This window comes from Streptomyces formicae (genome assembly GCF_002556545.1).
GTDB classification, from domain to species: domain Bacteria; phylum Actinomycetota; class Actinomycetes; order Streptomycetales; family Streptomycetaceae; genus Streptomyces; species Streptomyces formicae_A.
On the sequence record NZ_CP022685.1, the window covers coordinates 7756976 to 7779038 of the forward strand.

23 protein-coding genes are annotated in these 22063 nt (G+C 73.0%); 12 read left to right on the forward strand and 11 right to left on the reverse strand.

Annotation, left to right across the window (positions count from 1 at the left end; all coding sequences use genetic code 11):
- The first annotated feature begins 170 nt into the window (after positions 1-170).
- From KY5_RS33770 to KY5_RS33785, 4 genes are all read left to right on the forward strand, one after another.
- Positions 171-968, forward strand: a complete 798-nt coding sequence (locus tag KY5_RS33770) for a class I SAM-dependent methyltransferase (RefSeq protein ID WP_098245750.1) — start codon at positions 171-173, stop codon at positions 966-968.
- A 34-nt stretch (positions 969-1002) separates the two neighbouring features.
- Entirely contained in the window at positions 1003-1344 is a 342-nt protein-coding gene (locus tag KY5_RS33775) for a TcmI family type II polyketide cyclase (RefSeq protein ID WP_055544278.1), read from the forward strand.
- 7 nt (positions 1345-1351) lie between these two features.
- Positions 1352-2788, forward strand: a complete 1437-nt coding sequence (locus KY5_RS33780) for a cation:proton antiporter (protein ID WP_234362993.1) — start codon at positions 1352-1354, stop codon at positions 2786-2788.
- A 77-nt stretch (positions 2789-2865) separates the two neighbouring features.
- The gene (locus KY5_RS33785; RefSeq protein WP_098245752.1) at positions 2866-3315 is read left to right on the forward strand and encodes a MarR family winged helix-turn-helix transcriptional regulator; all 450 of its coding nucleotides are present in this window, start codon (positions 2866-2868) and stop codon (positions 3313-3315) included.
- Between the two features lie 21 nt (positions 3316-3336).
- On the opposite strand, the gene KY5_RS33790 is transcribed toward KY5_RS33785, so the two are convergent.
- Positions 3337-4704 (reverse strand): acetyl-CoA carboxylase biotin carboxylase subunit, encoded by a 1368-nt coding sequence (locus KY5_RS33790; RefSeq protein WP_098245753.1) that lies wholly within the window; start codon positions 4702-4704, stop codon positions 3337-3339.
- Positions 4686-6509: an acetyl-CoA carboxylase, carboxyltransferase subunit beta gene (gene accD / locus KY5_RS33795; protein WP_098245754.1), complete on the reverse strand. Its 1824-nt coding sequence runs from the start codon at positions 6507-6509 to the stop codon at positions 4686-4688. Before accD ends, KY5_RS33790 begins: the two co-directional genes overlap by 19 nt.
- Before the next feature lie 509 nt (positions 6510-7018).
- Here accD and KY5_RS33800 point away from each other — a divergent pair.
- Together KY5_RS33800 and KY5_RS33805 are read left to right on the forward strand one after the other, a co-directional pair.
- Complete coding sequence (locus tag KY5_RS33800) at positions 7019-8110, forward strand: sensor histidine kinase (protein ID WP_098245755.1); 1092 nt, start codon at positions 7019-7021, stop codon at positions 8108-8110.
- Positions 8111-8117: 7 nt separating this feature from the next.
- On the forward strand, positions 8118-8777 hold the full coding sequence (locus KY5_RS33805; protein ID WP_098245756.1) for a response regulator: 660 nt from the start codon (positions 8118-8120) through the stop codon (positions 8775-8777).
- Between the two features lie 3 nt (positions 8778-8780).
- Here KY5_RS33805 and KY5_RS33810 read toward each other — a convergent pair whose 3' ends face one another.
- Genes KY5_RS33810 through KY5_RS33845 form a run of 8 tightly spaced genes read right to left on the reverse strand, consistent with a single transcriptional unit; the run spans position 8781 to position 14315 of the window.
- Positions 8781-9296 carry an acetyl-CoA carboxylase biotin carboxyl carrier protein gene (locus tag KY5_RS33810; RefSeq protein ID WP_098245757.1) on the reverse strand — a complete coding sequence of 172 codons (516 nt, stop codon included), beginning with the start codon at positions 9294-9296 and terminating at the stop codon, positions 8781-8783.
- Positions 9293-9754 carry an SRPBCC family protein gene (locus KY5_RS33815; RefSeq protein ID WP_098245758.1) on the reverse strand — a complete coding sequence of 154 codons (462 nt, stop codon included), beginning with the start codon at positions 9752-9754 and terminating at the stop codon, positions 9293-9295. The genes KY5_RS33810 and KY5_RS33815 overlap by 4 nt, the downstream gene beginning before the upstream one ends.
- A 2-nt stretch (positions 9755-9756) precedes the next feature.
- The gene (locus tag KY5_RS33820) at positions 9757-10047 is read right to left on the reverse strand and encodes an acyl carrier protein (RefSeq protein WP_098245759.1); all 291 of its coding nucleotides are present in this window, start codon (positions 10045-10047) and stop codon (positions 9757-9759) included.
- Positions 10044-11291, reverse strand: a complete 1248-nt coding sequence (locus KY5_RS33825) for a beta-ketoacyl synthase N-terminal-like domain-containing protein (protein ID WP_098245760.1) — start codon at positions 11289-11291, stop codon at positions 10044-10046. The genes KY5_RS33820 and KY5_RS33825 overlap by 4 nt, the downstream gene beginning before the upstream one ends.
- The gene (locus KY5_RS33830) at positions 11288-12550 is read right to left on the reverse strand and encodes a beta-ketoacyl-[acyl-carrier-protein] synthase family protein (protein WP_098245761.1); all 1263 of its coding nucleotides are present in this window, start codon (positions 12548-12550) and stop codon (positions 11288-11290) included. The genes KY5_RS33825 and KY5_RS33830 overlap by 4 nt, the downstream gene beginning before the upstream one ends.
- Positions 12547-12942, reverse strand: a complete 396-nt coding sequence (locus KY5_RS33835) for a cupin domain-containing protein (protein WP_098245762.1) — start codon at positions 12940-12942, stop codon at positions 12547-12549. The genes KY5_RS33830 and KY5_RS33835 overlap by 4 nt, the downstream gene beginning before the upstream one ends.
- Before the next feature lie 27 nt (positions 12943-12969).
- Positions 12970-13290, reverse strand: coding sequence for an antibiotic biosynthesis monooxygenase family protein (locus KY5_RS33840; RefSeq protein ID WP_098245763.1), 321 nt, complete (start codon positions 13288-13290; stop codon positions 12970-12972).
- Positions 13287-14315 (reverse strand): methyltransferase, encoded by a 1029-nt coding sequence (locus KY5_RS33845; RefSeq protein ID WP_098245764.1) that lies wholly within the window; start codon positions 14313-14315, stop codon positions 13287-13289. The genes KY5_RS33840 and KY5_RS33845 overlap by 4 nt, the downstream gene beginning before the upstream one ends.
- Before the next feature lie 120 nt (positions 14316-14435).
- Here KY5_RS33845 and KY5_RS33850 point away from each other — a divergent pair, with 120 nt between their 5' ends.
- The 5 genes from KY5_RS33850 (at position 14436) to KY5_RS33870 (ending at position 19953) form a co-directional block, all read left to right on the forward strand.
- On the forward strand, positions 14436-14795 hold the full coding sequence (locus tag KY5_RS33850) for an antibiotic biosynthesis monooxygenase family protein (protein WP_098245765.1): 360 nt from the start codon (positions 14436-14438) through the stop codon (positions 14793-14795).
- Entirely contained in the window at positions 14788-16080 is a 1293-nt protein-coding gene (locus KY5_RS33855) for an NAD(P)/FAD-dependent oxidoreductase (RefSeq protein ID WP_098245766.1), read from the forward strand. Before KY5_RS33850 ends, KY5_RS33855 begins: the two co-directional genes overlap by 8 nt.
- Positions 16077-17102 (forward strand): methyltransferase, encoded by a 1026-nt coding sequence (locus KY5_RS33860; RefSeq protein ID WP_098245767.1) that lies wholly within the window; start codon positions 16077-16079, stop codon positions 17100-17102. The genes KY5_RS33855 and KY5_RS33860 overlap by 4 nt, the downstream gene beginning before the upstream one ends.
- Positions 17103-17111: 9 nt before the next feature.
- Entirely contained in the window at positions 17112-18827 is a 1716-nt protein-coding gene (locus KY5_RS42990) for an FAD-dependent monooxygenase (protein WP_098245768.1), read from the forward strand.
- 178 nt (positions 18828-19005) lie between these two features.
- Positions 19006-19953 (forward strand): LLM class flavin-dependent oxidoreductase, encoded by a 948-nt coding sequence (locus KY5_RS33870; protein ID WP_098245769.1) that lies wholly within the window; start codon positions 19006-19008, stop codon positions 19951-19953.
- Here the strand turns inward: KY5_RS33870 and KY5_RS33875 are convergent.
- Positions 19910-20428 (reverse strand): MarR family winged helix-turn-helix transcriptional regulator, encoded by a 519-nt coding sequence (locus KY5_RS33875; protein WP_098245770.1) that lies wholly within the window; start codon positions 20426-20428, stop codon positions 19910-19912. The two genes, KY5_RS33870 and KY5_RS33875, sit on opposite strands and share 44 nt — an antisense overlap.
- Positions 20429-20531: 103 nt before the next feature.
- Between KY5_RS33875 and KY5_RS33880 the strand changes: the two genes are divergently transcribed.
- Positions 20532-22058: a DHA2 family efflux MFS transporter permease subunit gene (locus tag KY5_RS33880; RefSeq protein ID WP_234362994.1), complete on the forward strand. Its 1527-nt coding sequence runs from the start codon at positions 20532-20534 to the stop codon at positions 22056-22058.
- Positions 22059-22063 lie beyond the last annotated feature (5 nt).

Below are 22063 nucleotides of genomic sequence, written 5' to 3' on the forward strand. Positions count from 1 at the left end.
ATGAGCCGCGCGTGAACATGACGCGAACTCGGCGCGGCGACGGGGCGCGGGCCCGGGCCCCTGTGTGGACGGGCCCGGGCCCTTGCGTGGGTGGGCCCGGGCCCTTGCGTGGATCCGGGTATTTAGTAGAGTAACTCAAGCAATTACTCAATCAATTAGCACAGCAACCGATGGGAGCCGGTGTGGGCGAGGTGGAGGCGGAGGGCCGGTTATGGGACCAAGGCACCCAGGACTGGGCCGAGTTCCAGGAGGCCCAGTTCCAGTCGTCCTTCGAGGACGCGTTGGGGCAGGCAGGAGTCGGCCCCGGCAGCAAGGTGCTCGACGTGGGCTGCGGATCGGGGCTGCTGCTGCGGCTCGCCGCGGCGCGCGGTGCCACGACGGCGGGGCTCGACGCCTCGCCCGGACTGCTCGGCATCGCCCGCGAGCGACTGCCCGAAGGGTCCGACCTGCGCGTCGGTGACCTTCAGGAACTTCCCTACGAAGACGGGGAGTTCGACGTCCTGCTCTCGTTCAACGCGCTGCGCTACGCGCGCGATCCGGTCGCCGCGGTGCGCGGCTTCGGCCGGGTCGTGCGGTCCGGCGGAGCGGTGGTCCTCGGCGGCTGGGGCGAACCGGTCAAGTGCGAGACCACCGCGATGCTCTTCGACGTGCTCGCGCTGCTGCCCGAACCCCCGGCGGGATCCGGGACCGACGCGGCCAACACGCCCACGGAGGTGCGGCGCGCGGTGCGCGGGGCCGGGCTGCCGATCGTCTTCACCAAGGAGCTCTCCTGCCCCTTCGGCTACCCGGACCTGACGACGGCCTGGTCGGCCCTCGGCGCCACCGGGCTGCTGCGGCACGCGAGTTCGGTGGCGGGCGAGCGTACCGTCCGCGCCGTCTTCGACCGGCACTTCAGGGGCTCCGTGCGCGCCGACGGCACCGTCGTGCAGCACAACACCTGCGAGTACGCGATCGCCCGAGTTCCATAACGCGAGATTCCGCAAGGCGAAAGGGAGTTCGTCCATGCACACCACGTTGATCGTCGCGCGGCACCTGCCCGGGAGCGAGGCCGAGATCGCCCGCCTCTTCGCCGAGTCGGACGCCAGCGGACTGCCCGAGCAGATCGGTGTCCGCACCCGCAAGCTCTTCACCTTCCACGACGTGTACATCCACCAGGTCGAGTCCGAGGTCGCGGCGGGACCGAGCATCGAGAGCCACCGCAAGAACCCGCTCTTCCAGCAGATCAGCAAGGCGCTCGACGAGTACATCCAGCCCTACCAAGGCAGTTGGGGCTCCATCCACGCCGCGTCGGCGACGCAGTTCTACCAGTGGGAGCGGGGCCGCGGCGTAGTCCCCGTCGAGTAGTCCCGCCATGGCGGACCACAAGGGATGCCGGATGCGGACGGAGGGCGCGGGCGGGCGCGGGCTCGCCCTGGCCTGCGTGCTCGCGGTCCTGCCCCTGGCCGCCGCGGCACTGCTGCTGTGGCAGGGGGTGGGCTCCGCGCCCGCGTCCGGCGCGGGCGCCGCGCGCGAGGGCGCGTCGGCAGGCTCCGGCGACGGGATGACCGGCTGGCGCCTGCTGCTCGCCCTCGCGGTGATCATCGCCGCCGCACGGGCCGCGGGCGCCCTCTTCAGCCGCTTCCTCGGCCAGCCCAGAGTGATCGGCGAGATGGTGGCGGGGATCGTGCTCGGCCCCTCGGTCCTCGGCATGCTCACCCCCGGCCTCTACCACACGCTGTTCCCCGGGCCGCTGCTTCCGCACATCGAGGCGGTCTCCCAGATCGGCCTCGCCCTCTTCATGTTCCTGGTGGGCCTGGAGTTCGGCGCGGCCCGCCACGAGGGGCAGGGGCGCACCGGCATGGCCGTCGGCTTCGTGGGGGTCGCGCTGCCGTGCGCGCTCGGCATCGGGCTCGGCTGCGCGATGTACCGGACGCTCGCCCCGCACGGCGTGGAGTTCGTGCCCTTCGCCCTCTTCATCGGCGTCGCCATGAGCGTGACCGCTTTCCCCGTGCTCGCCCGCCTCCTGATGGAGCGCGGCCTGCTGCAATCGCGCGCCGGATCACTCGCGGTGCTCGGCGCTGCCGTCGCCGACCTGGTCTGCTGGCTGCTCCTCGCCCTCGTGGTGACCCTGCTGCGCAGCTCGTCGCCGCTGGGCGTGGTGCGCACGCTCGCGCTGACCGCGCTGTTCCTCGCGGGCATGCTGCTCCTCGTACGACCCTTGCTGCGCAAGGCGCTCGGGCGTCCCGAGCGGTGGCTGCCCGACGGCGGGCTGCTCGCGCTCGTGCTGGTCGGCGTGCTGCTCTCGGCCGTGGCGACCGAGCGGATCGGGGTGCATCTGATCTTCGGTGCCTTCCTGTTCGGGGCGGTCTGCCCGGCGGGCGTGCCCGCCCTGGACGCCGTGCAGGACCGGATGCAGGAGTTCACCACGTCGGTGCTGCTCCCGCCGTTCTTCGCGTACGTCGGCCTCAAGACCGACCTCGGACTGCTCGCCGACGACGCCGGGCTCTGGCTGTGGGCGGGGGCGACCCTGTTCGTCGCGGTGGCGGGCAAGATCGTGGGCTGTGCCGCCGCGGCCGCGCTGATGGGCGTGGGGCGCGCGGACGCCCTGCGGGTGGGCACGCTGATGAACTGCCGCGGCCTGACCGAACTGGTCATCCTCACCATCGGCCGCGAACTCGGCGTGCTCTCGCCTTCCCTGTTCACCGTGCTCGTGCTCGTCGCGCTCGCCGCGACGGTGATGACCGCGCCGCTCCTGGACGTGCTCGACCGGCGGACGGCCGACGCGGCACTTCTATCCATCCACCACTGACTTCTGCAATGATTGACCAAGTCCGCCGATTCCCCCACCGGCGGTCTCGAAGCACGTCACAGCAGAGGTGAGCGAACATGACCACGACCACGGCGCCGCCCGCGGCCGGCAAGGCGGCGCAGAGCGCGCTGCTCGGCAGCCTGTTGGACTTCGCGCAGGCGCACCAGGACCAACTGGTGCGCACCGCCGCCGACTTGGGCATCACCGTGCCCCAGGCGCGGGCGCTCTACCACGTCGTCACGGCACCGACCGTGCGGAAACTCGCTGTGAAGCTGCGTTGCGATGCCTCCTACGTCACGGGTCTCGTGGACCGCCTCGAAGAGCGCAAGCTCATGAAGCGGCATGTGGATCCGGACGACCGCAGGGTCAAGATGCTCACCCTGACCGCCGCGGGCCGCCGGATGCACACGAAGGTGGCGCGCACCATGGACACGGCGCCCGCCCTCGAAGCGCTCACCGAAGAGGAGAAGACGCGGCTCGGCGCCCTCATGGAGAAGGTGTCGGCACAGGTGCCCGCGGGGCACTGACGCGGTCGTTCCCGGCGGGGCCTAGGCACGGTCCGCCTCCGCCCCCGCCAGGAGTTCGTCCGCGTACGTCGCCCGGTGGCGCCCCGACCTGAAGCGCGGATCCGCGAGGACCCGGAGCAGGAACGGACGCGTCGTACGCATCCCGCGGCCCTCGATCCTGAACTCGCCGAGCGCCCGCTCCATGCGGGCGAGCGCGGCCTCCCGGTCGGGGCCCCAGGTGATCACCTTGGCGAGCAGCGGGTCGTACGCGCCCGAGACGCGCGCGCCCGCGAAGCCGTAGCCGTCGACCCGGACGAAGGGCCCGCCCGGCGGCTCGTACACGTCGAGGACGCCCGGCGTGGGCGCGAACGCCCGGTCGGGATCCTCGGCGTTGACCCGGCACTCCACGGCCACGCCGCGCGGCCGCACGTCCTCCTGGCGTACGGACAGGGGCAGCCCGGCCGCCACCCGCAGCTGCTCGGCGACCAGATCGACGCCCGTCACCATCTCGGTGACCGGATGCTCCACCTGGATACGGCAGTTGACCTCGATGAAGTGGAAGCGGTCGGCGTCGTCCACGACGAACTCGAAGGTGCCCGCGCCCTCGTACCCCGCCTCCCGCGCGCCGCGCACGGCGGCCTCCGCCATCTCGCGGGCGACCTCCGGCGCCAGCGTCGGCGCGGGCGACTCCTCGATCAGCTTCTGGCGGCGGCGCTGCACGGTGCAGTCGCGGACGCCGAGGTGGACGGCGCCGCCGTGCCGGTCGCAGAGCACCTGCACCTCGACGTGGCGGGCGGGGCGCACCAGGCGCTCCAGGTAGACCCGGCCGTCGCCGAAGAGCTGCTGGGCCTCGGCGCGGGCCTCCCGGAAGGCGTCCCGCAGCCCTGCGGCGTCGTCCGCCGTGCGGATGCCGCGCCCGCCGCCGCCCGCGGCCGCCTTGACGAGCAGGGGATAGCCGAGGGCCGAGGCGAGCGCGAGGGCGTCGGCCTCGTCGTGCGGGGGCCGCTCGCTGCCGGGCGGCAGCGGCACGTCGCTGCGGCCCATCAGGGCGCGGCCCGCGGGCTTGCCGCCGAGCGCCTCGATGACGGCCGCGGGCGGGCCCACGAAGGCGAGGCCGTTCTTCGCGCACACCTCCGCGAAGTCCCGGTCCTCGGAGAGGAGCCCGTAGCCGGGGTGGACCGCGTCGGCGCCGGTGCGCAGCGCGGCCTCGACGATGTTGTTCATCCGCAGGTAGCTGTGCCTGGCGGGCGCAGGGCCGATGCACACGGCCTCGTCGGCCATGCGGACGACGGCGCTGTCGGTGTCCTCCGTGGAGTGCACGGCGACCACCGCGATGCCCAGCTCACGGCAGGTGCGCGCGACGCGCAGCGCGATCTCGCCCCGGTTGGCGATCAGGACCTTGCGGAACACAGCGCCTCCCCGTGCCGCACGGAGCCGTCCATGTCCCGGTAGCGTCGGGTGCGCCGGGCGACCAGCTCGTCGGGGGAGAGCGCGAGGGAGTCCCGCAGGGCCCACCAGAGCGCGCCGCGCAGCCGCTCGGCGGCCAGGCCGGGGTCGGTGTGCGCGCCGCCCTCCGGCTCGCGCACCACGCCGTCCACGATGCCGTGCCGCAGCAACCGCTCGGGTACCAGGCCGAGTTCGTCGGCGGCCCGGGGCGCGGCCGCGGGGTCCTGCCACAGGATCGCGGCGCAGCCCTCCGGGCTGATCACCGAGTACGTGGCGTTCTCGCAGATCAGCACGCGGTCGGCGACGGCAAGCCCCAGCGCGCCGCCACTGCCGCCTTCGCCGATGACGACGGCGACCACCGGGACGGGCAGGGTGCTCATCAGGCAGAGGCTCTCGGCGATCGCGAAAGCCTGTCCGTTCTCCTCCGCCTCGATGCCCGGATGGGCGCCGGGGGTGTCGATGAGGGTCACCACGGGCAGGCCGATGCGGGCGGCCAGGCACATGAGGCGCCCCGCCTTGCGGTACCCGGCAGGGGACGCCATCGCGTAGTTGCGGGCGGCCAGTTCGGCAGGAGTGTGCCCCTTCTGGTGGCCGATGAGCATGACGGGCACGCCGTCCAGGGTGCCGATCCCGCCGACCATGGCCGCGCAGTCGCCCGAGGCGCGGTCCCCGCGCAACTCCTCGAAGCCGTCGAGGACGCGGCCCGCGTAGTCGAGCACGGTGGGGCGCTCCAGCTCGCGCGAGCCCTTGACCACCGGCCACGGGGCGCGGTCGGGGAGCAGCGCCGGGTCGGTCACGACGTACTCGGGCGGCTCGTTCGGCGCGGGGTCGGGCGCGGGCTGGCGCGCCGGTCCCGGCAGGGGCTCACGCGCGGTCCCCGCCGGGGCGGGGCGGTCGGCGGCCGCGAGCAGCCGCGCGAGCGCGGGGCGCAGCGCGCCGCGCCGGTACACCCCGTCCACCAGGCCGTGTTCGAGCAGGAACTCGGCGGTCTGGAAGCCCTCGGGCAGCCGCTGGCGGATGGTCTGCTCGATCACGCGCGGCCCCGCGAAGCCGAGCCGGGTGCCGGACTCGGCGACGATCACGTCGGCGAGCGTGGCGAAGGACGCGGCGACACCGCCGTACGTCGGGTCGGTGATCAGCGAGACGGTGAACACCCCGGCCGCCCGCAGCCGCGCGAACGCGGAGCCGGTCTTGGCCATCTGCATGAGCGAGTGGGCGCCCTCCTGCATCCGGGCCCCGCCCGACGCGGTGACGACGAGGAACGGCGTGCGGGTGCGCAGCGCCTCCTCGGCCGCGCGCGTGACGAGTTCGCCGACCGCGCTGCCGAGACTGCCGCCGAGGAACCGGAAGTCCATGACCGCCACGACCACGGGCCGCCCGGCCAGGGCGCCGCGCGCGCAGAGCACCGCCTCGTCGAGACCGGTGGCGGCGCGGGCGCGGGCGAGGCGCTCGGCGTACGGCTGGGTGTCGGTGAAGTCCAGCGGGTCCCGCGCGGCGACGGGAAAGTCCAACTGCCGTACGGAGCCCGGGTCCAGGAGCGTGCTCAGCCGCTCGTGGGCGCTCAGCCGGTGGTGGTGGCCGCAGTCGGGGCAGACCTGGAGGGCGCGCCGCAGCCGCGTGCGGTAGACGACCCCGTGGCAGGCGTCGCAGACGGCCCAGTCGGAGTCGGAGTCGGAGTCGGTTCCGGTGTTCTGCGCCGGGGACCCGCGCCCCGCCCCGGCCCGGTCGGCCGGGTCGGCATGGTGTGGTCGGGCGCTGCTCACGGTCATCGTGTACCCCCTGTGCACGAAGCCTGCGTGATTCATCGGCTGCGCCCGACCCTAATCGCGGCCGGTGGGGGCGCTCAACGCATCCGGCCCAAGGACAGATCCGGACAGTAGGGGGTGGCATGGCGGTCTATGGCACACGGGGGAGGGGACATCCCTCCTTCGGCAGAGCCGCCGCGGGTCGGACGGGGGACGGAACCTGTCCCAGTGGGCGGGGCCGCTGTCCGAATCGGCATATTGCGACATTGACGGCGTGCGGGATGACCGGAGTAACGTCACTCGTAGCGTGGCGGGACCCTCAGGTGACACTTACCTGCCTGCCGCGGGCCGAAGGCGGAGGGGCAGTGCTGAACGACGATGATCGCGCACTCGACCAGTACGGGGGACCGTGACCGGCACACAGTGGTGGCCTGCCCGTGGGCCCGCACCCGCCCGGCCGGCGGGAGTCCGCGGCGCGCACCCGCACGCCCCGCCCTCCCGCGAGACCGCGCGACCGAACCGGGGAGGCTGCTGTGAACGAGGCTGCCACTGATCACTTAAGCCGCGGACCCGAGATCGCCGAGGCCCTCGGGGCCCGTCTCGAGTCCGTGCTCCACCACTACGAACAGCGCCTGCTCGCCTCGGGCGTGGGGGTCGACGACCCGCGCGTACTGAGCTTCTGCACCCTTCAGGCCAGGGCCGTGATCGAGGACTCGCTCCAGGCGCTCGGCAGCCGTCGGCCCCTGGAGCGGATGCGCTCGGTCGATGCCGAACGCGGCACGGGCAACGGCACCGTCTCCTTCCCCTACCAGGCCGACTGGCGCCTGGAGGATCCGCGCACCGCCGTGATGCTGCTCTTCGACGTGGTCGTGGAGGCGGTCGCGGCGTCCATGACGCACCATCCCGACACCTCGCGGTGCACCGTGGAGGCGGCCGTCAGCCTGCACCACAGCATCATGTGGCGGTTCCAGGCCGCACTGGAGACCAAGACCAGGCAGATGCTCCACGAGACGGCCCAGAGCTTCCTGGAGAACCGCCGCAGCATCTCCCGCGACCTGCACGACCGGGTCGGCTACGCGGTGAGCGTGGCCAAGCAGAACGTCGAACTGGTGCGCCTGTACCGGGCGTTGGACGCCCCCTCTGCGGACGCCAAGCTGGTGGAGGCGGAGGACTCGCTGCGCACCGCGCTCGAAGAGGTCAGGCAACTCGCCTGCGAGCTGCGGGTGCACGCCCGCATCGAGGGTCTGGAGAACGCGCTGCGGCACTGCGCGCAGGCGCTGTGCGCACCGGACGCCGCCTTCGACATCGTCGTCACCGGGCACGAGAGCTGGCTCTCCGACGACACGATGGACGAGCTCTTCCAGGCGCTGCGCGAGGCCCTGCGCAACGCCTTCGCGCACTCCATGGCGAGCACGGTCACCGTGCGCGTCGACATCGCGCCGCACGAGACGCGGGCGGTGGTCGAGGACGACGGGGTCGGCTTCGAGGTGGCCAGGCGCCCCGGCGGCGTGGGGCTCACCTCGATGCGCGAGCGCATCGAGCGCCTCGGCGGCTCGGTCGGCATCTCCAGTCACACGGGCAGGGGCGTCTTCGTCGAGTTCCTGCTGCCCACGAAGAGCGGATGAGGCGCGGATGCAGACCGTGGTGACCCGCATCGTGATCGTCGACGACCACACGCTCGTACGCGACGGACTGAGCGAGATGCTCAACGCGGAGCCGGAGTTCCTGGTCGTCGGCGAGGCGGGGGACGGCCCGGGGGCGGTCGAGGTGATCGCGGCCAAGTCGCCCGACGTGGTGCTGCTCGACGTCGGGCTGCCCGACGGCGACGCCGTGGGGACGCTGCGGCGCATCCTCGACGCGGTCCCCGCGGTGCGGGTGATCATGGTGAGCGTGTACGACGAGCCGCGCATCGTCCAGGAACTGCTCAGGGGCGGTGCCCGCGGCTATCTGCTCAAGACCGTGTCCCGGCAGGACCTCGTGGCGGCGGTACGGGCGGTGGTCGCCGACGACGAACGGGTCGTCCTGTCGGTCTCCCGGGCGAGCATGGCGCAGGTGCACACCCCGGCTCCCTCCGAGCCGGGGCTGCTCTCCGCCCGTGAGCGCGAGGTCATGACCCTGGTCGCCCAGGGCATGACCAACGGCCAGACGGCGCGTCAGCTCGCGGTGGCCGAGGGCACCGTGAAGCACCATCTGCGCAACATCTTCGCCAAGTTGGGCGCCACCTCGCGGATCGACGCCGTGAACAAGGCGATCGCGGCCTCACTGATCGCCCCGCAGGGCGACCGGGGCTGAGGCTCAGGCGGGTTCGATGGCGAGCAGCGGCTGCCCGAACTCGACCGGTTCCCCGTCCGGTACGAGGAGTTCGGCGACCAGGCCCGCCGTCTGCGCCGACACCGGCGTCATCAACTTCATCGCCTCGACGACGCCGATCTGCTGGCCGGGGGTGACGGCGTCCCCCGGCTTCACGAAGGGCGGGGCGTCCGGCTGCGGGCGGTGGTAGAAGGTGCCGACGCAGGGGGAGAGCACCCGGGCCCGGGTGTCCTCCTCCGCGTGCGCCTCGCCCTCGCCCACGCCGCCGCCCTCGCCGTGGCTCGCGGCGGCCGAGGGCGGCTGGGCCGCCGCCGGTGCCCCGTTCCACTCCACGACCACCACGGTGCCGCCCGAGGTGAGCTGGAGGCGGCTGAGCCCCGGCCCCGCGAGTCTGACCAGGCGCTCGGCGCTGCGGCACAGCTCGTCCAGGCCCTGGCCTGTGCCGTCGGCGGTGTCGATGGTGTCGACGCCGGTGACCGCGTCGGCCTCGGTGGCGCTCATACGGCCGCGCGCGGGGTCTCGGCCTCGATGCGGTCCCGGATCAGGGCCATCTGCACCTTGCTGTTGCGGTTGATGTTGTCCCGCATCCAGGCGTCGTCGACCGGGGCGTCGGGCTTCATGGCGAACTCCTGCCGCCAGCGCATCAGGGTGCCGCCCGCCACCTCCTCGTACGTCCAGTGGATGCGCATGAACGCGAAGGGGCCCGTCTCCACGCGGTGCGCCCGCACGGTCGCGCGGGCGCGGTCCATGACGCGCTCGGAGACCCAGCTCCACTCCTTGCCGTTCTCGTCGGGGTGCAGCGTGAGGCGGAAGAGGACGCGGTCGCCTTCGCGTTCGAGCACTTCGACCTCCTTGTACTCGCTGAAGAGGTCGGTCCAGCGCTCCAGTTCGTTGGTGCGCTGCCACACGACGTCGAGCGGCGCGTGGATGACGATCTCGTTCTCGGTGAGCTCGGGCACGGTCAGGCTCCCTTCGGTGTGCCGGTCGGTGCGCCCGCCTCCTCGGCGAGGCGGCGGTTGACGATGGCGAGCAGCTCGCCGGGGGCCGCCGCCTCCTCCGCGTCCTTGCCGAGCTGGACGCCGAGGCGGTTCTCCAGCTCGGCGACGATGCCGAGGGTGCCGAGCGAGTCGACGCCGAGGTCCTTGAACACGGCTTCGGGGTCGGCGAGTTCGGCCGGGCGCAGCGCCACTCCGGCGCACTGTTCGACCAGCGTGGCGAGCGTTTCGTACGTGAGGGGTGTTCCTGTGGTCATGAGGTCTCTCCTTGGGATGGTGAACGGCCCAGTACCAGCGCGGAGTTGTTGCCCGCGAGACCGCGCGAGAGGAGCAGCGCGGTGCGGACCGGCACGGTGCGCGCCCGCCCGGTGACGAGGTTCAGGTCGTGCAGGGCGGGGTCGGTGGTCCCGACCCGGGGCGTCGGCGGGATCACGCCGTGCCGCAGGCCGCGCACGGCGAGCGCCACATCGAGCGCGGCGGCGCCCGAATAGGCGCGTCCCGTACCGGACTTGGGTGCCGTCACCGGCACCGAGCGCAGTCGCGCGCCGAACACGGCGCGCAGCGCGGCCACTTCGGCGGCGTCGGCCTCGGGCACGCCGAGCGCGTCGGCGAAGACCACGTCGACCTCGTGCCGGCCGACGCCCGCCTCGGCCAGCGCGATCCTGGCCGCCGCCGCGAGCCCCTCGGCCGAAGGGCCGAAGCGGCGCGCCCCGGTGAACGTCGTGCCGTGCCCGAGCACCTCGGCCTGCGGCTCCGCGTCGCGCGCGAGCGCCGCCCCTGCCTCCTCAAGGACGATCATCGCGCCGCCCTCGGCGGGGACGAACCCCGGGGCCCGCGCGGTGAACGGCAGGTAGCCGCGCCGGGCATCGCGCTCCGCGCTGAGCAGTCCGTGGCCGAACTGGCAGGCCATGGAGAACGGGGACAGCGGCGCCTCCGCGCCGCCCGCGAGCATCGCCGTGGCCCCTCTGCCGATCTCCCTGCGGGCGTACGCCACCGCGTCGAGGCCGCCCGCCTCGTCGGTGACCAGGACGCCGCTCGGCCCCTTGAGGCCGTGCCGCAGCGAGATCTGGCCGGTGCTCGCGGCGTAGAACCAGGCGATGGACTGGTAGGGGCCCACGTGCCGGGGCCCCTTGCTCCAGAGGCGCTGGATCTCCTGCTGGCCGAACTCGACGCCACCGGCGCAGCTCGCCGTGACCACCCCGAAGGAGTACGGCGGGAGTTCCGCGGGGGACAGGGCCGCGTCGCGCAGCGCCATGTCGGAGGCGGCGAGCGCGAGATGGGTGAACCGGTCCGTCTGCGCGACGATCCGGCCCTCCAGGTGTTCCAGGGGTTCGAAGCCCCTGATCTCTCCCGCGAGCGCGAGCGGTGTGCCCCGCGGGTCGTAACGGGTGAGCGGGGCGATGGCGCACAGCCCTTCCCGCGCCGCCTTCCACACCAGGTCGATGCCGATTCCGGTGGGCGCGATGGCGCCGACCCCCGTGATGACCGTGCGGCGTGTCACCTCAGCTCCCTCCGGTCGAGGACGACGGCCGACTGGAAGCCGCCGAACCCGCTGCCCACGGACAGCACGGTGTCCAGGCGCGCCTGACGTGCCGTCACCGGCACGTAGTCCAGGTCGCATTCGGGGTCGGCGTTCTCCAGGTTCGCGGTCGGCGGGACGAGCGACTCGTCCATCGCCAGGACGCAGGCGGCGAGTTCGATCGCGCCGATCGCGCCGAGCGAGTGCCCGACCATCGACTTGATGGAGCTGATCGGCACCTCGCGGGCCCGCCCGCCGAGGGCGAGCTTGAAGGCGGCCGTCTCGTGCCGGTCGTTCTGCTTGGTGCCCGAGCCGTGCGCGTTGACGTAGTCGATCGCGTCGGGCCCCAGGGCCGCCTGCTGCATCGCGCGCTCGATGGATTCGGCCAGCTCGATTCCCTCCCTGGTCAGACCCGTCATGTGGTACGCGTTGCTGCGGGTCGCGAAGCCGCCGACCAGGCAGTGGACCTCGGCGCCGCGCCGCCGCGCGTGGTCGAGCTCCTCCAGGACGAGGACGGCGGCGCCCTCGCCGAGGACGAATCCGTCACGGTCCCGGTCGAAGGGGCGCGAGGCCCGCTCCGGAGCGTCGTTGCGCTCGGAGGTGGCCCTGATCGCGTCGAAGCAGGAGACGGTGATCGGGGAGACGGGTGACTCCGAAGCGCCGGTGATCATGACGTCGGCGCGGCCCTCCGCGATGGCCTGGAAGGCGTAGCCGACCGCGTCGAGCCCCGATGTGCAGCCCGTGGAGACGGTGTGCACCACGCCCTGGGCGCCGCTGAGTTCGGCGATCTCACCGGCCAGCGGGGCGGGCGAGAAGACGCGGTGCAGGTCGGGCGAGGTGCGCTCGTGGTCGACCTCCCAGCTGCTGCCGCGCGCGGAGGCGCGGATGTAGTCCGACTCCAGGAGCGTGGTGCCGCCGACCGCGCTGCCCAGTGATACGCCGGTGCGCCAGGGGTCCTCGGCGGCGATGTCGAGACCGGCCCCGTCGAGCGCCTCACGCGCCGCGACCGCGGCGAACTGCACGTAGCGGTCCATGCGTTGGGCCTCGTGCGGGCTCAGGCCGTGCTCGGCCGGATCGAAGTCGCACTCGGCCGCCATCCGCGAACGGAAGCCGGTCGGGTCGAAGAGCGTGATGGCACGGGTGGCGGTGCGTCCGGAGCCGAGCAGTTCGACGAAGGCGTCCGAGCCGATCGCGCCGGGCGCCACGACGCCCACCCCCGTGACGGCGACCTGCCGGGTCATGTCCCGTACCGCTCTTCGGTGTCGACGTGCCCCAGATCGGGCCGGGGCGCGAGCGGGCCGAGGTGGAAGACGATGCGTACGTCGACGTTGCCCGCGTTGCGGACCCGGTGGCGCATGCCGATGGGCACCATCAGGGCCTGGTCGGGGCCCAACCGGTGCGGCACGTCGTCGAGTTCGACGACGACATCGCCCTGCACGACGTAGAGGAACTCCTCGGAGTAGGGGTGGTAGTGCTCGGCGATCCAGTCGCCGGGCTCGATGCGGGCGACGCCCATGAAGCCGGACGTGGCCCCCACGGCCGACGGCGTGAGCAGGGTGCGCAGTTCGCCGCCGCGCCGGGTGCCCGGCACGGCATCGCGTGCGTCGACGACGCGCACGGTGTGCGTGGTCATGGTTCTCCTTGTCCCCGTTGGGTCGGATCAGAGGGGTGCTGCCGTGCGCAGGCGCACCGCGAAGGGTTTGTGGACGTAGGTGACGGAAGCCGCCGTGATGGGGGCGGCGAGGTCCGGCTGACCGGGGCTCTCGGCCCAGGCGCGGTAGTGCGCGGCCGAGACCCACTCGCTGGTGATGAGCCATTCGTCGGGGTCGGTGAGGGACTGGCAGAGCTCGTCGCCCACGTGCCCCTCCGCCCGGGCGACCTGATGGCGTATGTGCTCGTACGCCGTGACGAACCGGTCGGCGCCGCCGCTCTCCACGCGGACGAGGAAGAGCACGCGCAGGTGCGGCTCCTCCTGGCTCATACGGTGCCCTCCACCACGTGCAGGCTGGTGCCGGGTACGGGGCGGTAGCCGTGGTAGGTGAGGCCCGCCCGGCCGAAGAGGTCGGCGAGGCCCGCCGCGGTGTGCTTCTTGCCGCCGACGTTGAGCAGCAGGAAGAGGTCCATGGCGGTGGTGACCTTGAGCTCCGTGCTGTCCTCGACGAGGTTCTGCACCAGGGCGACGCGTGATCCGGGCCGACCCGCCGCCGCCATGGCGCGCAGCGCGGCCAGCGAGCTCTCGTCGTCCCACTCCAGGACGTTCTTGCACAGGTAGAGGTCGCGGTCCTTGGGCACGGACTCGCGGCAGTCGCCGCCGATGATCTCGCAGCGCTCGGCCAGCGGGCCCTCGCGCAGCTCGGGCAGCGCGCCCGCGACCACGCCCGGCAGGTCGAACAGCGTGCCGCGCAGGCCCTCGTGGCGCTCCAGGAGGGTGTGCACGAGGTGGCCCTGGCCGCCGCCGATGTCGACGACGGAGGCCACCCCGGTGAGGTCGAGGGCGTCGGCGACCGGCGCCGACGTGATGCGGCTCGACTGGGTCATCGCCCGGTCGAAGGTCTCGGCGGCCTCCGGGTCGTCCTCGGCGAGGTGCGCGAAGAACTGCTTGCCGAAGAGGGTGTCGAAGACCCGCTCGCCGGTGCGCACCGCGTCGGCGAGCAGCGGCCAGGCCTGCCAGGTCCAGGGCGCGGTGGCCCACAGCACGATGAACCGCATGCCGCCGGGGGCGTCTTCGCGCAGCAGCCGGGAGAGGTCGGTGTGCGCGAAGCGGCGTCCTTCCCGCTCCTCGAAGACGCCGTGCGTGCCGAGGGCGCGCAGCAGGCGCTCCAACGTCGGTGCGTGAGCGTCGATTTCGGGGGCGAGCTCGGCCGCGGTGCGCGGTTCCTCGTCGAGCGCGTCCGGGACGCCGAGCGTGACGGCGGCCCGCAGGGCGCCGGCGAAGCCGAGGCTCATGCCCAGCTCGCGGAGTTTCGTGGCGGCTTCGGGCGTGGGGCGCAAGGGAGTTGACGTCATGGTGAGGTGCTCCTCCTGTAAAGCAATTTGGGGACCAATCCATTGACTTACTCAATCAACGACTCTACATAATGGCTCAAGCCGCGCAAGAGGCAACCGAGAGAGTGAGGGCAGCTCCACATGGCCGAGATCTCCGCCGACAACGAGTTCGCCACGTTCATCAACCTGTTCCCGACCAAGCCGCGGGACCAGCAGAAGCTGGTCGATCTGATCGTCAAGGCGCACGAGGAGCTGATCCGGCACCGGCCCGGCTACATCTCCGGCAACGTGCACCGCAGCGTCGACGGCTACCAGGTCGTCGACTACACGCAGTGGCGCCGACGCGAGGACTTCGAGGCGATGGTGCGGGACCCCGCGTCCGCCCCGCACTTCATGCCGATCGGCGAACTGACCCAGGGCAAGCAGGGCGCGTACGACGTCGTCTACACCCACGTAGCTCAAGAGGGCCACGTCACCCAGGAAGGGAACGGCGATGAGTGACCAGCAGCGCCACTACGACGTCGTGGTGGTCGGCGGCGGCCCGGCCGGCGCCTCCACCGCCGCACTGCTCGCCACCGAGGGCCGCAGCGTCCTCGTCCTGGAACGCGAGAAGTTCCCCCGCTACCACATCGGCGAGTCCCTCATCCCCGGCGTGTGGCCGACCCTGGACCGGCTCGGGCTGCGCGAACGCCTGGAGAACATGGGGCTCGTGCGGAAGTACGGCGGCACCCTGGTGTGGGGCCGCGACCTGCCGCAGTGGACCTTCTCCTTCGCCGACGGCGGCCCCTACCCGTACGCCTACCAGGTGCGCCGCGCCGACTTCGACGCGCTCCTGCTCACTCGCGCCAGGGAACTCGGCGCCCACGTCGTGGAGGACGCCACCGTCAAGGAACCGCTCTTCGACGGCGAGCGCATGACCGGCGTGCGCTACCAGCCGCGCGGCGGCGACCCGGTCGAGGCGCACGCCGACCTGGTCGTCGACGCGTCGGGCCAACAGCGCTGGCTCGGACGCCACTTCGACCTCATCCGGTGGCACGAGGACCTGCGCAACATCGCCGTCTGGGCGTACTTCCAGGGCTGCCGCAGGTACGAGGGGCAGGAGAGCGGCAACGTCCTGATCGAGTACCGTCCCGGCGGCTGGCTCTGGTTCATCCCGCTCGGCGACGGCACCACCAGCATCGGCTACGTCACCCCGACCGCCACCCTCGCCGAGTCGGGCCTGACCGCGGAGAAGCTCTGGGCCGAGCAGACCGCCGAGTCCCGCGAGGTCGCCCGGATGATGGAGCCCGCGACGCGCGTCAGCGGCTTCCGTACCATCAAGGACTGGTCGTACAACCTGGAGCGCTTCCACGGACCCGGCTGGCTCGCCGTCGGCGACGCCGCCTGCTTCGTCGACCCGCTGCTCTCCACCGGCGTCACCCTCGCCCTGCGCGGCGGCGCCACCGCGGCCAGCGCCGCGGGGATGATGCTCGACACCCCCGCCACCGCGCACGAGACGGGCCGGCGCTACGAGGAGAGCTACCGGCGCTTCCTCACCGGCATCCTCGACTTCGTCCGCGCCTTCTACGACCAGCGCAAGAACCGCGGCGAGTACTACGAGGACGCCAAGAAGATCCTCGACAGGGGCGAAGGGCTGCCCGCCGACGTCGACTTCGTGACCCTGGTGTCCGGTCTCTCCGACGGCGGCGACTTCTTCGAGAGCCCGCCCGAGGGCGGACTGGAACTCCTGGAGAAGCTGCGCAGCCGCGTCTCGGCACCGCCGATGACCGTGGAGCGGGGCCGGTGACGGCACAGGAGCAGAGCGCACTCCTGACGCGGGTCTCCACCGGCAGCTGGCTGATCCACGCGCTCAACGCCGTGGCGCGGCTCGGCGTCCCCGACGTCCTGGACGAGACGCCGCGCCCCGTCGAGGAGTTCGCACCGGGGCTCGGCGCGGACGCCGACGCGCTCGGCAGGACCCTGCGGGCCCTCGCGGCCCTCGACTTCTTCACCGAGGGGCCGCGCGGGCACTTCGCCCTGAACGAGTCGGCGCGGCTGCTGCGCGCCGACGCGCCCGCACCGCTGCGGGCCTTCCTCTCGGTCGGGGTGGAGCGCGTGCTCCCGCTCTTCGGGGAGCTGGAGCACACCCTCAGGACCGGCAGACCCGCCGCCGAGAAGATCTACGGGATGCCGTACTTCGACTACCTCGACCAACACCCCGACACCGACCGCGAGTTCACCAAGTCCCTCGGCCGCAGCGGCGCCGCCTTCTTCGACGCCGCCCTCGACCGGATGGAGCTGGACGGCACGGAGCACCTGGTCGACCTCGGCGGCGGCGACGGCGCCTTCGTCGAACTGGCGCTGCGCAGACACCCCCGGCTCACCGCCACCCTCCTGGACCGGCCCGCGATGCTCGGCGCCGCGCGCGAGCGGATGGGCGAAGCGGGTCTCACCGAGCGGTGCGCCCTGGTCGGCGGGAGCTTCTTCGACGACGTGCCCACCGGCGGTGACGTCTACTGCGTCGCCCGCTGTCTGCACAACTGGGACGACGACACGGCGCGGACGCTGCTGCGCACGGTGCGCACCGCGATGGGCCCCGGCGCCCGGCTGATGATCGTCGAGGACGTCGTGCCGGAAGGCCCCGCCACCGCGACGGCCGGGTACGCGGACCTGGTGATGATGCTCATCGGCGGCAGGGAACGCACCCTCGCTGAGTACGAGGCGCTGCTCGGCGACGCACGCTTCACCCTCACCGGGGCGCGGCCCATCGGCACCGTCGCCGCGCCCCGGCTCCACCTCGTCGAAGCCGCCCCCGTCACCCAGGAGTGAGGAAGCACGATGACCGATCACGTATCCGTGCTCGTCGTCGGCGGGGCACTGGGAGGGCTCTCGTCCGCCCTCTTCCTCGCCCGCGCGGGCGTCCCCGTCCTGCTGGCGGAGCGCCACGCCGCCACCTCGAACCAGCCGCGTTTCCGCGGTCCCACGATCCGCTCGATGGAAGTGCTGCGCGGCGTCGGCCTGGAGGACCGCGTCCGCGCCGCGGGCACCAGTGACCGCGAGATCGGCGGCATCGCCTGGGTCGGTGACAACCTCGCCGACCCGGAGGTCCGCTGGAACGTCGAACCCTGGGAGGAGGACCTCAGCGGCGTCAGCCCCACCGTGGCCTGCGCCTGCGACCAGGACAAGTTCGAGCCGCTGCTGCTCGACCGGGCGCGTGAGCTGGGCGCGGGCATCCGCTTCGGCAGCGAGCTCACCGGCTTCGAGCAGGACGCGGACGGCGTCACCGCCGTCCTGCTCGACCGCGCCACCGGCGCCGAACGCACCGTGCGCGCGGACTACTTGATCGCCGCGGACGGCACCCACAGTCCGGTGCGCGAGCGCCTCGGCATCGCCAGGCAGGGGCCGGGGCTGCTCGGCCACCGCATCAGCATCTACTTCGCCGCGGACCTGCGTCCCGAACTGGACGGCCGCGTCTTCTCCGCCTGCTTCGTCGAGGGCATGGGCGCCAGCCTGCTGCCGCGCGACTCGGGGCTGTGGCAGCTCTCCGTGCCGTACCGGCCCGAACAGGGCGAGAGCGAGCGGGACTTCACGCCTGAGCGCTGCCGTGGCCTGATCCGCTCCGCGCTCGGCAGGGACGACGTGCACGCCGAGCTGCGCAGCACGTCCCCGTGGGAGATCGCCATGCTCGTCGCCGAGCGCTTCCAGGAGGGCCGGGTCTTCCTCGTCGGGGACAGCGCCCATGTGATGCCGCCGACGGGCGGGTTCGGCGGCAACTCCGCGATCCAGGACGCCCACAACCTCGCCTGGAAGATGGCCGCGGTCCTCGCGGGCACGGCGGGCCCCGGACTGCTCGACACCTACGGCCCCGAGCGGCGCGCGGTCGCCGAGCTCACCGTCGCCGCCACGGCCAGCAGGCTGCCCGCCTCCTGGGTCGGTGAGGGCGCGGACGGCCAGGCGCACGGCCTCGCGCCCACCGGTGGCCCCACCCCCGTCGGCGGCCTGCCCCCGGCCGCCGACCACAACACGGTCTCCCTCGGCTACCGCTACCGATCGGCCGCGGTGCTCCTGGACGAGGACGACGGCGACCCCGTCGAGGACCCGCGCAAACCCACCGGACGCCCCGGCACCCGCGCGGCCCACGTCGTCCTCCAACGCCCGGACGCCACCCGCCTCTCCACCCTCGACCTGTGGCAGGACACCTACGTCCTGCTGACGGGGGAGCGGGGCGAACGGTGGCTGACCGCCGCCCGCGAGGCCGCCGCGGAACTGGGCATCACGCTCCCCGCCCACCGCGTCGGCCCACCCGGCACCGACGCGGACCTGTCGGACACCACGGGACAGTGGCCCCGGGCGTACGGCGTCCCCGCGGACGGCGCGACACTGATCCGCCCGGACGGCTTCGTGGCCTGGCGCGCTCTGTCGCCGCCGGACCACCCGGGAGCGGCCCTCACCGACGCCTTGCGCAGGCTGCACGACCGGCCGCGCGAGGGCGTGGGGGTGGGCGCGGACGGCTCGGGTGCGGCGCGTCGGGACCGGAACGGGAGGCGGCCGTGACGAGCCCCTCTGTTCTCGTCGCCCGGTCTCGCCGGACGCCGCAGGACCGGCCTCTCACCGTCCTCGTCGACACTCCGAGCGGCGTGTACGACCGGCCCGCCGGTCACGGCAGCGGGTGGTCGCGCGATCGGTCCCGTACCGAGGCGGACGGATCGCGTCCGGGCGGGAGGCGGCCGTCATGAGTCGCGTGGGTGTGCTCTTTCCCGGGTTCTATCCCGGGAGTTCGCGGCCCCCCGACCCGGCCGTCCTCGGCACCGCCGCGCGGGTCGCCGAGCGCGAGGGGTTCGACGGGTTCTGGGTGCCCGAGCGCGTCACGGGGCTCGTGAGCGACCCCGTTGTCGCCCTCGCCTACGCGGCCGCCGCCACCAGCCGGATCGGGCTCGGCACTGCCGTGCTCACCCTGCCGGGACGGCCGCCCGCGCTGCTCGCCAAGCAGCTCGCGAGCCTGGACAGGCTCAGCGGCGGCAGGCTCACCGTCGCGCTCGGACTCGGGCGCGCCGATCCGGGCGAGCAGCAGGCGTTCGGGGTGCGGCGGGGTGCCCGCGCGGCCCTGTTCGACGAGGCGCTGCCGCTGTTGCGCAGGCTGTGGCGGGACGACCCCGTGAGCCATGACGGCGCCGCCGCGCGCTACGAGGGCCTGGACGTGCTGCCCAAGCCGGCGCGGCCGGGCCCCGCCCTCTGGCTGGGCGGCGCGAGCGACGCCCAACTGCGCAGGGCGGGGCGGCTCGCCGACGGCTGGCTCGGCGCGTCCACGACCACGCCGGGCGGCGCCGAGCGGGCCCGCACCGTGATCGCGGAGGCCGCCGCGCGCGCGGGCCGCGTCATCGGCGACGAGGGCTACGGCTCCGTGGTGCCCTACCGGCGCCGCGAGGAGCCGCTCGGCCCCGTGCAGCAGATGGTCCTCGACCGGCTGCGCGCCGAGCGACTGGTCGGCGGCGTCGAGGAGTTCGCGCCCACCCTGGACCTGCTGCCCGACAGGCTGCGGTCCCTCGCGTCGGCCGGTCTCTCCACGTTCGTGCTCGTGCCGTTCGCCGAACCGGCCGACTGGGAGGAGGAGTTGTGCGCCCTCGCCGGGGCCGTGCTCACCGCTCGCACGCCGCCACGACGAGCTGCCAGGTACGGATGAAGTCCTTGCGGGCCGAGGGCGAGATCCCGGCGAGCGCGTCGTACAGCGGGGCGAGCCTGAGCCGCGCGCACTGCTCGATCAGCGAGCGGTGCGGTTCGAGGACGCTGACGATCGTGCGCCGCCGGTCGGCGTCGTCCTCGACGCGTGCCACGAGCCCGCCCCTGTGCAGCTCGTTGACGAGCTGACTGGTGGTCGTCGGGCCGAGCGAGAGCCGCTCGGCCAGCTCGCCCACCGATGCCGGGCCGTCCATCGCCAGTGAGATCAGCGGCTCCAGATGGCGGTTGGCGAGCCCGGCGTCACCGAGCAGCGCGCGCAGCTCCTCGGGCGCCGCCTCCTGGGAATCCCTGACGCGCCGCGTGAAACGCGTGACGAGCCGGATGAGGGCCTTCACGTCGTCGGCGAGCTCGGGACTCGCGTCGGCGGTCAACTCGACTGCGGCTGCGTCCGGTTCGGCACCGGCGGGAGGGGAGGCCATGGCTTGAAGTCCAGCACGTCCGGTGCTGTACTGCAAGATGCATCGAACTTCGAGCTAATGTGACTCAGAGGCAATCCGGGAGGCCGTCATGGGTGCCCAAGGCGTGAACGAGTTACCGGAGCGCGAGGGCCCGCCGGGACCGGAGGAACGCCTGGGGAGGGAGATCTGGGTGACGGCCGGCGTGGTCGTCCTCGGCACGATCATGGCGGTGCTCGACACCACCATCGTCAACGTCGCCCTCAACACCCTGAGCAAGGACCTCGACACCGGACTCGCCACGCTCCAATGGGTGGTGACCGGCTACTTCCTCGCGATGGCCATGGTGATCCCCCTCGTCGGCTGGGCCGTGGAACGCTTCGGCACCAAGCCCCTGTGGCTGCTCTCCCTCACCTTCTTCGCCCTCGGCTCCGCGCTCTCCGGCGCCGCCTGGTCCATCGAGAGCCTGATCGCCTTCCGCGTCGTCCAGGGCCTCGGCGGCGGCATGCTGATGCCGCTGGCGCAGACGATCCTCGCGACCGCGGCGGGACCCCAGCGGATGGGCCGCGTGATGAGCATCATCGGTGTGCCGATGCTCCTCGGCCCGGTCCTCGGGCCCGTGCTCGGCGGCTGGCTCGTCGGCGTCGACTGGCGGCTGATCTTCTACATCAACGTCCCGCTCGGCGCCCTCGCCGTGGCCGCCGCCGTGAAGTGGCTGCCGGGCACGCCCCCGAGGGAAGGCGGCGGCGCCGGCCTGGACACCCGGGGCCTCGCCCTGCTCTCCACCGGGCTCGTCGCCCTGCTGTACGGCCTCTCGCGCGCGGGCACCGAGGGCTTCGGCGACGGCGTCGTGGTCGTCGCCCTCGCGATCGGCGTGCTCCTGCTCGCCGTCTTCGCCGTGGCGGCCGCGCGGCGCGGCGCCGACGCGCTCATCGACGTACGCCTGTTCCGCAACCGCACCTTCGGCGCGGCCTCGCTCACCACTTTCCTGTTCAGCGTCGGCCTGTTCGGCTCGATGCTGCTCCTCCCGCTCTTCTACCAGACGGCGAAGGGCGAGAGCGCGCTCACCGCGGGCCTGCTGCTCGCGCCGCAGGGGCTCGGGGCCGCGCTCGCCATGCCCCTCGCCGGGGTGCTCACCGACCGCCTCGGCGCGGGCCGGGTGGTGCTCGCGGGGGTGACCCTGGCCCTCGCGGGGACCTTCCTCTACACCCAGGTCGACCCCGACACCTCGTACACCCTGCTCGCCCTGTCCCTCGTGGTCCGCGGATTCGGGCTCGGCGCGACCATGAGCCCGACGCTGTCCGCCGCGTACGCGACGCTCACCAAGGACGCCGTGCCCCGGGCGAGCAGTACCCTCACCATCGTCCAGCAGATCGGCGGCTCCTTCGGCAGCGCCGTCCTGAGCGTCGTGCTGAGCAGCCGCATCAGCGCCAACCTGCCGTCGGGCGCCGGGAGTTCAGGAGGCGGCGGGGCGGGCGAGCTGCCCGACGCCGTCCGGCAGCGGTTCGAGGCACCGCTCGCCACGGCGTTCGCCGAGACGTTCTGGACGGCGTTCGGACTCGTCGCGCTCATCTACCTGCCCGCGCTCTTCCTGCCCAGGAAGCCGCTGGAGAAGGGAACAGACGCACCACGTGAACATGCGCAAGGGTGGTGACGCCC

What these genes read in the sequence shown, in the direction of transcription:
- KY5_RS33780 (WP_234362993.1), top strand. Translation starts at nt 1,352, where the DNA reads ATGGCGGACCACAAGGGATGCCGGATGCGGACGGAGGGCGCGGGCGGG.
- KY5_RS33830 (WP_098245761.1), bottom strand. Translation starts at nt 12,550, where the DNA reads ATGACCCGGCAGGTCGCCGTCACGGGGGTGGGCGTCGTGGCGCCCGGC.
- KY5_RS33775 (WP_055544278.1), top strand. Translation starts at nt 1,003, where the DNA reads ATGCACACCACGTTGATCGTCGCGCGGCACCTGCCCGGGAGCGAGGCC.
- accD (WP_098245754.1), bottom strand. Translation starts at nt 6,509, where the DNA reads ATGACCGTGAGCAGCGCCCGACCACACCATGCCGACCCGGCCGACCGG.
- KY5_RS33805 (WP_098245756.1), top strand. Translation starts at nt 8,118, where the DNA reads ATGCAGACCGTGGTGACCCGCATCGTGATCGTCGACGACCACACGCTC.
- KY5_RS33840 (WP_098245763.1), bottom strand. Translation starts at nt 13,290, where the DNA reads ATGAGCCAGGAGGAGCCGCACCTGCGCGTGCTCTTCCTCGTCCGCGTG.
- KY5_RS33845 (WP_098245764.1), bottom strand. Translation starts at nt 14,315, where the DNA reads ATGACGTCAACTCCCTTGCGCCCCACGCCCGAAGCCGCCACGAAACTC.
- KY5_RS33855 (WP_098245766.1), top strand. Translation starts at nt 14,788, where the DNA reads ATGAGTGACCAGCAGCGCCACTACGACGTCGTGGTGGTCGGCGGCGGC.
- KY5_RS33875 (WP_098245770.1), bottom strand. Translation starts at nt 20,428, where the DNA reads ATGGCCTCCCCTCCCGCCGGTGCCGAACCGGACGCAGCCGCAGTCGAG.
- KY5_RS33770 (WP_098245750.1), top strand. Translation starts at nt 171, where the DNA reads ATGGGAGCCGGTGTGGGCGAGGTGGAGGCGGAGGGCCGGTTATGGGAC.
- KY5_RS33820 (WP_098245759.1), bottom strand. Translation starts at nt 10,047, where the DNA reads ATGACCACAGGAACACCCCTCACGTACGAAACGCTCGCCACGCTGGTC.
- KY5_RS33785 (WP_098245752.1), top strand. Translation starts at nt 2,866, where the DNA reads ATGACCACGACCACGGCGCCGCCCGCGGCCGGCAAGGCGGCGCAGAGC.
- KY5_RS33835 (WP_098245762.1), bottom strand. Translation starts at nt 12,942, where the DNA reads ATGACCACGCACACCGTGCGCGTCGTCGACGCACGCGATGCCGTGCCG.
- KY5_RS33810 (WP_098245757.1), bottom strand. Translation starts at nt 9,296, where the DNA reads ATGAGCGCCACCGAGGCCGACGCGGTCACCGGCGTCGACACCATCGAC.
- KY5_RS33870 (WP_098245769.1), top strand. Translation starts at nt 19,006, where the DNA reads ATGAGTCGCGTGGGTGTGCTCTTTCCCGGGTTCTATCCCGGGAGTTCG.
- KY5_RS42990 (WP_098245768.1), top strand. Translation starts at nt 17,112, where the DNA reads ATGACCGATCACGTATCCGTGCTCGTCGTCGGCGGGGCACTGGGAGGG.
- KY5_RS33850 (WP_098245765.1), top strand. Translation starts at nt 14,436, where the DNA reads ATGGCCGAGATCTCCGCCGACAACGAGTTCGCCACGTTCATCAACCTG.